This is a genomic window from Labrenzia sp. OB1, assembly GCF_001624695.1.
In the GTDB taxonomy this organism is placed as follows: domain Bacteria; phylum Pseudomonadota; class Alphaproteobacteria; order Rhizobiales; family Stappiaceae; genus Roseibium.
Genome location: NZ_JSEP01000035.1, coordinates 1 through 13,416 on the forward strand (window position 1 = coordinate 1; position 13,416 = coordinate 13,416).

Below are 13,416 nucleotides of genomic sequence, written 5' to 3' on the forward strand. Positions count from 1 at the left end.
TGCCCATGGCGTGGTCATCCTTGATCAGGCCGGATGGCACACGTCAAACAAGCTCGCCATCCCGGACAACATCACACTCTTGCCTTTGCCACCCCGATCTCCCGAACTCAATCCTGTCGAAAACCTATGGCAGTACATGCGAGAAAACTGGCTCTCAAACCGGGTCTTCAAGGACTACGACCAGATCGTCGACCTGTGCTGCCGGGCCTGGAACACGCTCATCGATCAGCCATGGAAAATCATGTCAATCGGAATGCGTGACTGGGCGCATCGGTCCTGAATTTTGTCGTTTGGTATCAGAACTCACAGCTAGGGCGTAAACTCCGAAAGTGACCCAGGAGCCGGAGTTGGCTGCGGCCTCTACAAACCGGACCTCACCAATTGCAGGCTATCCGAAGTCAAATGAGAATTCAGTCGAGGCTGGGGTATGGGTCATTTGTCTCAGTGCCTTTTTCTTGCGCCTTTATGTCAGGCATGTTAGCGGGCGGTTACTCTTTCAAGACCTTCCGGAGCCCCAGATGACCCGCCCGCTCGCCATCGCCCCGTCCATCCTTGCCTCCGACTTTTCAAAGCTTGGCCAGGAAGTCCGTGATGTGGTGGAGGCCGGTGCGGACTGGATCCATCTGGACGTCATGGACGGGCATTTCGTCCCCAACATCACCTTCGGCCCGGATGTCATCGCAAGGCTGCGCCCGCATACCGACCGGATCTTCGACACCCATTTGATGATCGCGCCTTGCGACCCCTATCTGGAAGCCTTCGCCAAGGCCGGGTCCGACATCATCACGGTGCATGCCGAAGCCGGGCCGCATCTGGACCGCTCGCTGCAGGCCATCCGCAATCTGGGCAAGAAGGCCGGCGTCTCCCTGAACCCGTCGACGCCGGAAAACGTCATCGAATACGTGCTCGACCGGCTGGATCTGATCCTGGTGATGACCGTCAATCCGGGCTTCGGCGGCCAGAAGTTCATCCACGCCATGGTGGAAAAGACCCGCCGCATCAAGGCCATGATCGGCGACCGCCCGATCGACCTGCAGATCGACGGCGGCGTCACCCCGGACACCGCCCCCCTGGTTGCCGCAGCAGGCGCCAATGTGCTCGTCGCCGGTTCGGCGATCTTCAAGGGCGGAACCATCGAGAGCTACAAAACCAACATCTCGGCGATCCGGCAGGCCGCAGAAAACGCCTGACCGGCGTCCGCCGCCAATCCTTCGAAGCTGCGTATTCACGCTTGCCAAGATAGCGGTTCGTTTCTGACGCCCAGGGTTCTTTCCGCGTCCCTCATGCTGAGCGTTTCCCCGAACGCGCATGTGTTCAATATTTCCCAGAAGACATTCCTTCGGTTAGGGTCATTGCGACATATACCGGGGGGATTCGTCTTGGCGCATATGCAACGCAGTATCGGACTGCTGGGTCTTACCTTCATTGCCATCAGCGGCATTCTTGGGTCGGGCTGGCTGTTCGCCCCTCTGCTGGCGGCGCAGGCTGCCGGCCCCTCCGCATTGATCGCCTGGGCGATCGGCGGCTTTGCCATATTGCTGCTTGCGGCGACTTTCGCCGAAATCGCCGCCATCCTGCCGGTTGCCGGTGGCATCGGCCGGGTGCCGCATTTCTCCCATGGGTCGGTGGTTTCCATGGCCATGGGCTGGACTGCCTGGATCGGCTACAACACCACCGCCACCATCGAGGTGGAGGCGGTGTTGCGCTATTCGAAAAGCCTGGCGCCCTGGCTCTACAGCGATGCCGACCATCTGAGCACGGCCGGGCTCGGTGTCGCCTGCATCCTTCTGGCGGTTTTCACGGTGTTCAATGCCTTCGGCGTGAAATTCTTCGCGCGGATCAATACGGCGCTCACCTGGATAAAGATCCTGGTCCCGGGACTGCTGGCCGTCGTCATCCTGACCTCGGAATTCCGCTTCACCAATTTCAGTGAGTATGGCGGCTTCGCGCCGGAGGGTCTGAAGGGTATCCTGTCGGCGATATCCACGGGCGGCGTGATCTTCGCACTGATCGGCTTCCGCCATGTCATCGACATGGCCGGAGAAGCCCGCAATCCCAAGATCAACGTGCCGCTTGCCCTGGTGATGAGCCTGGTGGTCTGCCTGGTGATCTATGGCGCCCTGCAACTCGCCTTTCTTGGCGCGCTCAATGAAGACGAACTCAAGAACGGCTGGCCGCAACTGCATTTTTCCGGCGAACTCGGGCCCATGGCAGCTTTGGCGACCGCTGTCGGGGCGCTCTGGATCGTCAGCATTCTCGACACCAGCGCCCGTATCTCCAGCTTCGCCTCCGGCCTGGTGTCTGTGGGCTCCAATGCCCGTCTCGGTCTCGCCATGGCCCAGAACGGACTGTTCCCGAAATTTATAGAAACCCTGTCGGCCCGGGGCGTGCCGCTTTTTTCCCTGATCGTGAACTTCGTCGTCGCGGCCCTGTTCTTCGTGGTGCTGCCCTTCAAGGAAGTGATCGCCCTCAACACGTCCTCTATCGTCATGTCGTTCATTGTCGGCCCGATCGCGGTTCTGGCCTTCCGGCGATTGCTTCCCGACGCCAAGCGCGCCTTTGTCTTGCCGGCCGCCCCCGTCACCGGTTGCTTCGCCTTCATCGTCGCCACGCTGATCATCTACTGGAGCGGCTGGGATACCATGCTGCATCTGGGCCTTTGCCTCGCGGCCGGCTTCGCACTGATGCTTTACCGCAACTGGCAGGGCGGCTTTGACAGTCTCGATTGGCGCGAGGCAACCTGGCTCGTGCCCTTTCTTGCCGGGATCGTGCTTCTGTCCTGGCTCGGGTCTTTCGGCGGCGGGGCCGGCGTTATCCCCGTTGGGCCCGATATTCCCATCGTCGCGGCGCTGGCGACAGGCGTCTATGTGTTCGCCGTCCGTCTCCGTCTGAAGAAAGAAAAATTCGACCGTTACATGGCCGAGGAAAAGATGGACGAGCAGATGGAATATGGCTCCAACGGCAACGACCGCCCGGTTTAGAACCGTGCCGCGTTTAAGCGGATCCACGGATTCGGGAACACGCCGGAGGCAGCATTTTCATCGCAAATGCTTTCGGGGCTTTCCGGAATTCAATTCCACGCGACAAGCTTCAAAAGACCGCCGCGCAACTCTGGCACCTGCCACGGTGACCGCAATGCCGATTGAGCCGGGTGGCCACCGTGGAAACAATCACGGCAACTGGGTCAGACTGTCCAGGGTCAGGACGCCCTCCAGCTCGAAGAATTTTGCCAGAATGCCCTTGTCGTAAAGATCGTCCCCCTCTTCCCATTCCGGGTCATACTGGCAGCCCACATAGACATGGTTCGGATTGTCCTTGTCGATATCCGGATCGTAGCTGAGAGACCAGACCGGTTTTGTATCACACGCACCCAGGCTGGAAATGGTGGCGCTGAGCCCGGCAGCACCTGAGGGTGAGGCCATGAATCTCTCGAAATCGACGTCCGCCGCGAGAACAGGCGCCGTATTAAACAAAACCATCAACAGTGCTGAACAAGAGGTTGATTTACAAATCATATTAAACTCCAACTAGTGAATGTGAACCGTAATCGTCGCGGTCAAATCTGCGTACCAGAATTCAATAAAGAATGAACCCGGTGCAGCCCGCAACATCAGCTGAGAATGCGTCCGGGATTACCGGCGCTCTCCCGGCGGTCAAGCCGATCCGCCAATCCGGCCGGATAGAGTTCGAGCCCCCTGGCGGCGAGCTCGTCCAGCGAAATCCATTTCGCCGTACCGTCCGTTTCATCGCTGTCCTTGAAAGCGAAACTCTCCCTTTTATAGAAGCTGGAATCCGTGAAATGAGCGTGGCAGAAAAACACGACTTCATGCCCCGTGACGCCATGATGCTCGTAGATGTTTTCCATCACGAAATGGCTGTCGAGCAAAGATATGCGGGCACCGAGTTCTTCCAGGAATTCCCGCTGCAGGGCGTCGCGCCAGGGCTCCGCGAATTCGACCGTTCCACCCAGCGGGCGCATGCCGGTCACACGGCCGCTGTCATCGTGAATATCTGTGAGAAGCAGGGCATCGTCCTGCCAGATCAGGGCAAGCGCTTTCACCGTTATGGTGTTTGCAGGGCGCCAGAGCTTCATCGCGGTCTCCACTGGACGGACTTGGGTGCAGGACTTGTCATAAAATTCACCTTGCAGGACCTATCCGCAAGGAAAAACCGTTCAGTGCGCATTGAAGGGGCCCGCCCCCTCTGCTATTCCGCCCCCAGAAAAGAACATACGATAAGGTGCTTTCTCAGATGATCCCGCGCTACTCCCGCCCTGACATGGTCTCCATCTGGTCGCCGGAAACGAAATTCCGCATCTGGTTCGAGATCGAGGCCCATGCCTGCGACGCGCTGGCGGACCTCGGCGTCATTCCAAAGGAAGCAGCGAAGACCATCTGGGACAAAGGCGGCAACGCGACCTTCGACATCGACCGCATCGATGAAATCGAGCGTGAAACCAAGCACGACGTCATCGCCTTTCTGACCCATCTGTCCGAGATCGTCGGCCCGGATGCACGCTTCGTCCACCAGGGCATGACCTCCTCGGACGTTCTGGACACCTGCTTCAACGTGCAGCTGGTCAAGGCCACCGACCTTCTGCTTGCCGACATGGACGCGCTGCTTGCGGCGATCAAGCGCCGGGCGATGGAGCACAAGGACACCGTCTGCATCGGCCGCTCCCACGGCATCCACGCCGAGCCGGTCACCTTCGGCCTGAAGATGGCCGAGGCTTACGCGGAATTCGACCGCTGCAAGAAGCGTCTTCTGGCCGCCCGTGAGGAAATCGCCACCTGCGCCATTTCCGGCGCCGTCGGCACCTTCGCCAACATCGACCCTGCCGTCGAGGAACATGTCGCCAGGGCCATGGGCCTGCAGGCAGAGCCGGTCTCCACGCAGGTGATCCCGCGCGACCGCCACGCCATGTATTTCGCCACGCTCGGCGTCATCGCCTCTTCTATCGAGCGCGTCGCCACCGAAGTGCGCCACCTGCAGCGCACCGAGGTTCTGGAAGCCGAAGAATTCTTCTCCAAGGGCCAGAAGGGCTCCTCGGCGATGCCGCACAAGCGCAATCCGGTGCTGACCGAAAACCTCACCGGCCTGGCGCGTATCGTGCGCGGTTTCTCCATCCCGGCCATGGAAAACGTCGCCCTCTGGCACGAACGCGATATCTCGCACTCCTCCGTGGAACGCATGATCGGCCCGGACGCGACCGTCACCCTCGACTTCGCCCTGGTCCGGCTTACCGGCGTCATCGACAAGCTGATGGTGTATCCCGAGCGGATGGTCGGCAACATGGACCGTCTCGGCGGCCTCGTGCACTCCCAACGCATCCTGCTGGCGCTCACACAGGCAGGCTCGTCGCGCGAGGATGCCTACCGGCTGGTTCAGCGCAACGCCATGAAGGTCTGGGACAGCTACCAGGTCGCCGGCGCCGCATCCGTGGACTTCCTCACAGAACTCCTGAACGATGCCGACGTGCGCAAGTATCTCTCCGAAGACGAAATCCGCGACCGCTTCGACCTCGGCTATCACACCAAGAATGTTGATGTGATTTTCAAGCGGGTATTCGGGGAGGCCTGAGCGCTTTCCCCTGAGCAGCAGGAGAGGGACCGGTGAGCAGCAAAAAGTCTCTCCTGGCATGGCAGCGAATCGAGGCGCTGTTCGTGTTCCTGGCGATGCTTGTCCTCTACTACTGGAGCGGGGCTCCCTGGTGGATATTCCTCCTGTTGTTTCTGGTCCCCGATCTGTCGATGCTGGGCTATCTCGCCGGTCCACGGTTGGGAGCCTTTGCCTATAATCTTGCGCACGCATATATCGGTCCGGCACTGTTGCTTGGTGCGGTTGTACTCCTCACGGATCTCCTTTGGGCGCCCTCCGCACTTTGGGACTTCGCCCCGCTTGCCGTCATCTGGGCCTCCCATATCGCCTTCGACCGGCTTCTGGGCTACGGACTGAAAAGCCCGGAGGGCTTCGGGGTCACCCATCTCGGCCCCATCGGCCGCAAGGATAGCGAAACATGAAAATTGCGGTCATTTCCGACATTCACGGCAATGTGCTGGCGCTTGAGGCTGTGATCGCCGATCTCAAGGCGGAGGCGCCGGACCTGATCGTCAATCTGGGCGACTGCGTTTCCGGTCCGCTCTGGCCGGAGGAAACCGCAGCGATCCTCAGGGAAGCCGGCTGGCCGACCGTGCGCGGCAACCATGACCGGTTCGTGCTGGAGGATCCCCTCGAAAAGCTGGGCCCCACCGACGTTTTCGCCGCCGAACGCCTGTCGCAGGCAAGCATCGACTGGTTGCAAACCACGCAGCCGACCATCCGGCTCGACGACAATATCTTTCTGTGCCACGGAACACCCGACAACGACGACCGCTATCTGAGCGAAAAGGTCGAGGGACCGAAAGGCCATCTGCCGGACGAGGACACGCTTCTGCATGAACTCAAGGGTGAGAAGTCGCCCATCGTCTGCTGCGGCCACACCCATATTCCGCGGCTCATCCAGCTTCAGGAAACCGGTCAGATCGTCCTCAATCCCGGCAGCGTCGGCCTGCCGTCCTATGAGGACGATCACCCCTTGCGGCACGTCATGGAGGCGGGCAGTCCGCACGCCCGATATGCGCTGATGACAAACAACAGCGGCGCCTGGAACTTCCAGCAGAAGATGCTCTCCTACGACTGGGATGCCGCCAGCCGCGCGGCACTGGAAAACGGCCGTCCCGGCTGGGCGCGGGCGTTGAAACACGGATTTTACGGCCCGCTCTCCTGAACCGGGGCAGGTTCTGCCATCGCGCGAACGGCCCGGTTTGACAAGCCCCCCGGTGATCTGTCAGAGAGCGCCGGACGTTTCAGATGCTGAGAACAGGTGCCCCTTGAAAATTTCCGAGACCGACATTCTGCTCCTCCCCGGCTATGGAAAAACACTGCCTGGCCACTGGCTGCTGCGCTGGCGCGACAAGATGGCGACCGCGCGCGTCGTCAAGCAGACGGAGCTGCAGGTGCCTGCCAGAAAACAATGGCTGGAAACGCTGATCGGTGAAGTGGACGCCTGCGAAAAACCCGTCGTACTCGTGGCACATTCTCTCGGCTGCATCCTTGTCGCCCACGCCGCCCATGCGCTAAAGGACAGGATCGCCGGCGCCTTTCTGGTCGCCCCCTCGGACTGGGACCGGGAGGGTCTGGTGAAGGAATTCGACGGTGGCGATTTCCGCCCCGTGCCGCTCAATCCCCTGCCCTTCCAGTCTCATCTCGTCGCCAGCCGAAACGATCCCTACTGCGACTATGAGCGGGCGCGGGAATTCGCACAGGCCTGGGGCGCGACGATCCAGGACGCAGGCCAGGCCGGGCATATCAACCTGGAAAGTGGCCACGGCCCCTGGCCGGAAGGCATGATGTCCTTCGCCCATTTCATGAAGCGGCTCGGCTGAACGGGCGACAGCTCCATACCTTAGGCTGAGGTAATCTCGTCCAATTCGCGCCGGGCGCTGGTGATGGAATCGTCGACGAGCGACCGGTCGATGCCGTGGCTGATCAGGCAGAAACCCTGCTCAATGGCTTCCTTCACCTTTTCGGCATGCGTGCAGAAAATACCGGCGATCTTGCCGGCCTTTACCGCCTTTTCGGCGAGCCCCGCACAAACCCTGGCGTTCTCCTCTCCATTCGGGTCGAGCCGTGCACCGTTCGACAGAGAAATCGACAGATCGCTCGGCCCGACAAAAACGCCGTCAAGCTCGGCAACCGAGAGAATGTCGTCCAGCGCGTCGATCGCTTCCCGGGTTTCGATCATCGCCAGGGAAAGCGTCTGCGAATTCGCGCCCTCACGGTACTCTTCCAGCGTCTGGCCGCTGAGCATCGCCGCCCGGAAGGGCGACCAGCTCCGGTCCCCGTCCGGGGGATATTTGACGGCTCTGGCAAACGATACCGCTTCATCGCGGGAATTGATCATCGGCGCGATCAGGCACTCAGCACCCATATCGGCCAGACGGCCTGCCAGCGCATTGTCGCCGATGGGAATACGCACGATGCGGTGCGCGCCGCCGAGAGCGGTCGCCGCCATCGCTTCGCAGGCGGAGGTGAAATCATACATGCCGTGCTGAAGATCGACCGTCACTGCCTCATAGCCGCCGCGCGCCATCATTTCGGTGAACATCGGCACGTTCAGCACGGACCAGCCGGTGATAACCGGCTTTCCGGATCGTAATTTGTCGGCAAGATTGGATTGTTCGCTCACGGGCAGCCTCCTCGGTCAGATCAGTCATAGAACGGACGAATGACCCCGCCTGCAAGTCCTATTGCCGCAAACCCGCACAAATGCAGCGGCCCCGACAAAAAACGCCTGCCGCAAGCGGCAGGCGTTTTGCAGTCTCGTCATCGGGTTAGCGGTGCGCTCAACCCTGGTTTTGGACCTGTTCGATGGCCGTATGCATCAGCTCGTCCATGGTGCGGCGAATCTGATGGTCGGACTGCTCGACGTTCTTGGCATCGAAATCCGCACGGATCTTGCGGAACACGTCTTCGTCGCCCGGCTCCTCGAAGTCAGCCCGCACAACTTCCTTGGCATAATCCTCGGCCTTGTCGCCCGCATGACCCAGAAGTTCGGCCGCCCAAAGTCCCAACAGCTTGTTGCGCCGTGCTGTTGCCTTGAACCGCAGCTCCTCGTCATGCGCGAATTTGTTTTCGAACCCTTGTTCGCGCTTGTCGAATGTGCTCATAACTCATCGTCTCCTGAACCGCACTGATGCATACACCCCTATATGGGGTCGATTTGGTCTCTTGCATATCCCCGCAAGCCCAGCAAATCAACGCAGATACTGCTTCCTTGCGTCAAAAGCATAACCCCATCCATAAAATGGCGGAAAACATAAGATTGTACTTTCGTTCCGCTTCGGGTAAGTTCCGCGCCGCAAAATAGGGATTGCCGCCTGAAGGCGCCTGCCGGTTTGACATGGACGTCCCGGTGGAAATCAGACCAGGATGCGCAAGGACCCTTCCGAAGGATTCTCTTTTAAAAGATACGGTATAGCCAATGAACCGCCGCCGCCGCATTTACGAAGGTAAGGGCAAGATTCTCTATGAAGGTCCGGAACCGGGAACACTGGTCCAGCACTTCAAGGATGACGCGACAGCCTTCAACAACAAGAAACACGAGATTGTTGACGGCAAGGGCGTGCTCAACAACCGTATTTCCGAATTCATCTTCAACCAGCTGAACGCCATCGGCATACCGACCCATTTCATCCGCCGCATGAACATGCGCGAACAGCTGATCCGCGAAGTCGAGATCATTCCGCTGGAAGTGGTCGTGCGCAATGTCGCCGCCGGGTCCATCGCCAAGCGCCTTGGCCTGGAAGAAGGCACGCAGTTGCCACGCTCCATCATCGAGTTCTATTACAAGAACGACGAGCTTGACGACCCGATGGTCGCCGAAGAGCATATCACCGCATTCGGCTGGGCCACCCCGCAGGAGCTGGACGACATCATGGCGCTGGCGATCCGCGTCAACGATTTCCTCTCCGGCCTGTTTCTCGGCGTCGGTATCCGCCTTGTCGACTTCAAGATCGAATGTGGCCGCCTTTTCGAAGGCGACATGATGCGCATTGTCGTTGCGGACGAGATTTCTCCCGACAGTTGCCGTCTGTGGGATATCGAAACCAACGACAAGATGGACAAGGACCGGTTCCGCCGCGATCTGGGCGGCATGCTGGAGGCCTATCAGGAGGTCGCCAAGCGCCTCGGCATCATGAATGTCAACGAACGGCCCGCCGGGTCCGGCCCGACTCTGGTGCAGTAACGATGCAAACCCCTGCCAAGCAGAAGTTTGGCGGGGGTTTTTCCTTTCGCGCCCCTTCTTCCCTTTCAGAACCGTCCAAGCTGGTGTAAGAGCCAGCAAGATCCTGCAGGATGTTGATGGAGACAAGACCTCATGAAAGCACGTGTGATCGTCACCTTGAAAAACGGTGTTCTCGATCCTCAGGGAAAAGCCATTGAAGGTGCGCTTGGCGGCCTCGGCTTCGCCGATGTCAGATCCGTCCGCCAGGGCAAGGTCTTCGACGTCGAACTGACCGGCTCCGACAAGGACGCCGCACGGGCCGAGCTGACGAAGATGTGCGAAAAGCTGCTTGCCAACACAGTGATCGAGAACTACGCCATCGAGATTGATTGAGCGTGAAGTCATGGATGAAGACACGCGCAGGGCCGTAATCTTCATGGCCGCCAAGGCGGCGATCTTCATCCTCGTGCCCACACTCGCGGCCTTGATCGCCGTTATCGTGTTGCTCTGAACTACTAGTGGGATTGCCCAATGAAAACCGCCGTCATCGTTTTCCCCGGCTCCAACCGCGACCGTGACATGTTCCATGCGCTGGAACACATCACCGGCACGCGCCCGCTCAGTGTCTGGCACACGGAAAGCACCCTGCCCGACGTCGATCTGGTGATCGTTCCGGGAGGCTTTTCCTATGGCGATTACCTGCGCTCCGGTGCGATCGCCGCCCGTTCGCCGATCCTGAAGGATCTGGTCACCAAGGCGGACAGCGGCGTGTCGGTCTTCGGCGTGTGCAACGGCTTCCAGATCCTGACGGAAGCCGGACTACTGCCTGGCGCGCTGATGCGCAATGCGGGACTGACCTATGTCTGCAAGGAAGTTAGGATCGAGACCGTCAACACGGCGACCCGGTTCTCTTCCAGATTCAGCAAGGACCAGATCTGGCGCTGCCCGGTCTCCCATCACGACGGCAACTATTTCGCCGACGCCGATACGCTCAAGCGCATCGAGGATAACGGCCAGGTGGTGTTCCGTTACGCGGACGGCACCAACCCCAACGGCTCGATCAACGACATTGCCGGCATCACCAATGCAAAAGGCAACGTCCTCGGCATGATGCCGCATCCCGAAAACCTGATCGAACCGCTCCATGGCGGCCTGGACGGCAGAATCCTGTTTGAAAGCCTGCTCGACAAGGCTGCCTGACACCAGCCGGGTCACCAGAGCATGTCGCGTTGAATTGAATTCAGGAAATCCTCCGGACGCATTTGCAAGGCAGACGCTGTTTCGAGCGTCTTCCTGAACCCGTGATTCCGCTTGGGCGCGACACACTCTGGCGCCACAGGCCCGGCGTTTCAGGTCGTCTCCAAAAGCTCTAGATGTTTAGTCCCAGCCAAACCTGTCTATCTTGACGCCACCGGCACCCGTGCGTGTCTCGCCCGGGTTTTCCCGAAACGGAAACGAGCGTTGTGCGGCAATGAAGTGGCTCCAGCTCCGGGCGCTTCCACCGTATTCCCCGATGGCATCGGCTGCCAGCCACGCCAACCGGGGCGACGCTACGCTGGTGCCCGACATCCGCACCCAGCTTCCGCATCTGGAACCCGCGCTGTAGACCCCTCGCAGCACCACGCTTGTATCGCCCTCAGCGCTCACATCCGGGCCAACCCGGTCTGCAAAACCTTCAAACCAGTTCTCCGGGATCGGCCCTGCCGACGAATACGGCGACATCTCCGCGTTCTTGAGGGTATAGGCGCCAACGACAACCGGAGACACACCGCAGGCGAACCCGCTGAGGGTCCCGGCACGGCGCACCGGACAATCGGAATCTGGCGGATCGACGGGAAGAGGCGCCCCGAAACAGTCAAAGCGCCGATAGTCCGGGTTGCTGAAGAAGGCCTGTCTTGCGCCGGTTTGAAAACCCGGCAGGGTTTCATCGCGGCGGACCCAGATGTGGAAAGGCTCGGCAGGCGCGTCTTTGTTACGCCGGATTCTGATCTTCCAGATGCCTGCGCTCGCCAGAGCGCAATCGGCAACAAGACTTCCGGTGGGATTGAGCGACAAGGTGACTAGGCCGCGCGACGTCAGGCCCCCCTCGAACTGGTAAGCCAGCCGCGCAATCTCTTGCCCCACACTGTTGAACAGACTTGCTTGTTGCCCGGGCTGGGTTCGAATACTGATTTTCCGTCCGCCGAAGGGCGGCGTCACGGAGATTCTGGCAAAATCAGGCTGATGGTCAGGCAGGCTGTTGGGCAGCCAGATCTGAACCTGCGACACCGTTCGGTCGTCCGGCAGCACGGTCAGGTCCAGCCTGGTGTCCTTTCTCGGCTTTTCTCCCGTGTCCACGGCATGCATGCGCAGCAGGTTGCTGTTGCCGGCAGGGAGTGTCAGCCAGATCTTCTGACGTTCACGGCCGCAGCCATGGGCGGCCTCCCCCAGATAATATTCAAACAGCAGTGCAAACTGGCCCGTGCCATCGTGCGGTCCGGCCGTGTTGCCATAGGAAAAACTGATGACCACCGGCGCGAGTGAGCCACTCTTGGTTCGGAAGCGCCGGGCCTGTTTCACCAGGTCATGAAACGCCATATAGAGAAGCGGCAGGCTGTCGGAACCTGTGGTGTCCTCGACAACGAAAATCGGCAGCGCGACGCAGATGATCGGCCTCGTATGGCACTGGTCCGTCATGGCGTAGCCGGCAGCCAGCGCGCCCACATGCGTGCCATGGGACCTTCTCAACGCCACATTCGAGATCACCTGTTTTCCCGGGTCCACTTGCCCGGATTTCCTATAAAACAGGTCTTCATCCAGATAGCCCCCGAAAATGGAGCTTTTCAGGAGATGGTCGGTTTCCTCGCGAGCGAGAATCCGCCCAAGGGAACTATGCGATGCCTGTTTCGTCGGCAGGGTTCCCATGAGCCAGGCATGTTCCACCCGGCTTTTGCTCTCTTCGGTGCGAAACAGATCATGACCGATCGCGATTGAATCGTCGACCATCGCCTGTACCACCGTGCCGTCGGGCACGACAATCTCGCGTGTCTCTGGCGAAACCGCGCCGCCATCCAGATACTTCTCCGGAATGGCGGCCCCCAGATGAATGGAGGCGACATGAAACGGATTGTCCTTCTGGTTCAGTACCGAGATCAGCGGAGAACGCGCGAAGATCGCAACCGGTTGGCGCGGGCGTTCCACCTTCCTGTCGGCCGCATCATAGACAACCGGAATCAGCAGATCCTCGGCATAAAGGGACACTGCCTCTGCGAACTCGTTGATGCTCACCCCTTCCAGTTCGATGAGAACGGACCACCAGGTTTTCTTTTGGCCCTCGGGATAGAAATGGGGCTGGCGGGTCAGCCGGTAGTCGGTGACATGGTCCAGCACCTGCGACCCGTCGCTCCCTGATTGTTCGGTACAGTCTGCCATTCGTGCGTTCCTCATCCAGGTCGGCGGATGTTCTACCGGTCTCGACAGAACATCCGGGATGTCGATCATATTTAAAATGGCGCACAGCACCCACCAGAGACGGTAAAAGCCCGCTCTCACGCGCGAGAGATCACTCTTCCTCGCGCCGGTTCATGTGCACCTGTGAGCCAGTGATTTGCTTCCGGCATTTGCATCCCGTGCCGCAGCTTCTGATGCAAATTCCGCCTCTTCAAGAACTA

Annotated in this window: 16 protein-coding genes; 11 read left to right on the forward strand and 5 right to left on the reverse strand. The window is 59.9% G+C overall.

From position 1 onward, the window contains the following. The 3 genes from OA90_RS25940 to OA90_RS25950 all read left to right on the forward strand — a co-directional run. The coding region (locus OA90_RS25940; protein ID WP_199823691.1) for a transposase at positions 1-280 on the forward strand (280 nt) is incomplete at its 5' end. A 238-nt stretch (positions 281-518) separates the two neighbouring features. Next, positions 519-1,190 carry a ribulose-phosphate 3-epimerase gene (rpe, locus tag OA90_RS25945; protein ID WP_068419730.1) on the forward strand — a complete coding sequence of 224 codons (672 nt, stop codon included), beginning with the start codon at positions 519-521 and terminating at the stop codon, positions 1,188-1,190. A 198-nt stretch (positions 1,191-1,388) separates the two neighbouring features. Then, entirely contained in the window at positions 1,389-2,981 is a 1,593-nt protein-coding gene (locus OA90_RS25950) for an APC family permease (protein WP_068419733.1), read from the forward strand. Positions 2,982-3,170: 189 nt separating this feature from the next. Here the strand turns inward: OA90_RS25950 and OA90_RS25955 are convergent, their stop codons facing one another. Together OA90_RS25955 and OA90_RS25960 are read right to left on the reverse strand one after the other, a co-directional pair. Next, positions 3,171-3,422, reverse strand: coding sequence for a hypothetical protein (locus OA90_RS25955; protein WP_156510662.1), 252 nt, complete (start codon positions 3,420-3,422; stop codon positions 3,171-3,173). Positions 3,423-3,610: 188 nt separating this feature from the next. Further along, positions 3,611-4,093 carry an NUDIX domain-containing protein gene (locus tag OA90_RS25960; RefSeq protein ID WP_068419740.1) on the reverse strand — a complete coding sequence of 161 codons (483 nt, stop codon included), beginning with the start codon at positions 4,091-4,093 and terminating at the stop codon, positions 3,611-3,613. 158 nt (positions 4,094-4,251) lie between these two features. Here OA90_RS25960 and purB point away from each other — a divergent pair, with 158 nt between their 5' ends. The 4 genes from purB (at position 4,252) to OA90_RS25980 (ending at position 7,424) form a co-directional block, all read left to right on the forward strand. Continuing rightward, positions 4,252-5,580, forward strand: coding sequence for an adenylosuccinate lyase (gene purB, locus OA90_RS25965; protein WP_068419742.1), 1,329 nt, complete (start codon positions 4,252-4,254; stop codon positions 5,578-5,580). Positions 5,581-5,612: 32 nt separating this feature from the next. Next, the gene (locus OA90_RS25970) at positions 5,613-6,020 is read left to right on the forward strand and encodes a DUF4260 domain-containing protein (RefSeq protein ID WP_156510663.1); all 408 of its coding nucleotides are present in this window, start codon (positions 5,613-5,615) and stop codon (positions 6,018-6,020) included. Beyond that, positions 6,017-6,766, forward strand: coding sequence for a metallophosphoesterase family protein (locus tag OA90_RS25975; protein WP_068419743.1), 750 nt, complete (start codon positions 6,017-6,019; stop codon positions 6,764-6,766). The genes OA90_RS25970 and OA90_RS25975 overlap by 4 nt, the downstream gene beginning before the upstream one ends. A gap of 103 nt (positions 6,767-6,869) precedes the next feature. Further along, positions 6,870-7,424, forward strand: coding sequence for an alpha/beta fold hydrolase (locus OA90_RS25980; RefSeq protein ID WP_068419744.1), 555 nt, complete (start codon positions 6,870-6,872; stop codon positions 7,422-7,424). A gap of 20 nt (positions 7,425-7,444) precedes the next feature. On the opposite strand, the gene OA90_RS25985 is transcribed toward OA90_RS25980, so the two are convergent. Both OA90_RS25985 and OA90_RS25990 read right to left on the reverse strand, forming a co-directional pair. Next, a complete protein-coding gene (locus tag OA90_RS25985) occupies positions 7,445-8,227 on the reverse strand; it encodes an aldolase/citrate lyase family protein (protein ID WP_068419745.1) in 783 nt (260 codons plus the stop codon). Positions 8,228-8,384: 157 nt separating this feature from the next. After that, entirely contained in the window at positions 8,385-8,708 is a 324-nt protein-coding gene (locus OA90_RS25990) for a DUF1476 domain-containing protein (RefSeq protein WP_068419747.1), read from the reverse strand. Between the two features lie 314 nt (positions 8,709-9,022). On the opposite strand from OA90_RS25990, the gene purC reads away from it, so the two are divergent. The 4 genes from purC (at position 9,023) to purQ (ending at position 10,966) form a co-directional block, all read left to right on the forward strand. Continuing rightward, positions 9,023-9,787 carry a phosphoribosylaminoimidazolesuccinocarboxamide synthase gene (purC, locus tag OA90_RS25995; protein ID WP_068419749.1) on the forward strand — a complete coding sequence of 255 codons (765 nt, stop codon included), beginning with the start codon at positions 9,023-9,025 and terminating at the stop codon, positions 9,785-9,787. A 132-nt stretch (positions 9,788-9,919) separates the two neighbouring features. Continuing rightward, a complete protein-coding gene (gene purS, locus OA90_RS26000) occupies positions 9,920-10,159 on the forward strand; it encodes a phosphoribosylformylglycinamidine synthase subunit PurS (protein WP_068419751.1) in 240 nt (79 codons plus the stop codon). Positions 10,160-10,169: 10 nt separating this feature from the next. After that, complete coding sequence (locus OA90_RS29665) at positions 10,170-10,277, forward strand: phosphoribosylformylglycinamidine synthase-associated small membrane protein (protein ID WP_068419753.1); 108 nt, start codon at positions 10,170-10,172, stop codon at positions 10,275-10,277. A 20-nt stretch (positions 10,278-10,297) separates the two neighbouring features. After that, positions 10,298-10,966, forward strand: coding sequence for a phosphoribosylformylglycinamidine synthase subunit PurQ (gene purQ / locus OA90_RS26010; protein WP_068419755.1), 669 nt, complete (start codon positions 10,298-10,300; stop codon positions 10,964-10,966). 177 nt (positions 10,967-11,143) lie between these two features. On the opposite strand, the gene OA90_RS26015 is transcribed toward purQ, so the two are convergent. Continuing rightward, positions 11,144-13,177, reverse strand: a complete 2,034-nt coding sequence (locus OA90_RS26015) for a S8 family serine peptidase (RefSeq protein ID WP_068419757.1) — start codon at positions 13,175-13,177, stop codon at positions 11,144-11,146. Positions 13,178-13,416 lie beyond the last annotated feature (239 nt).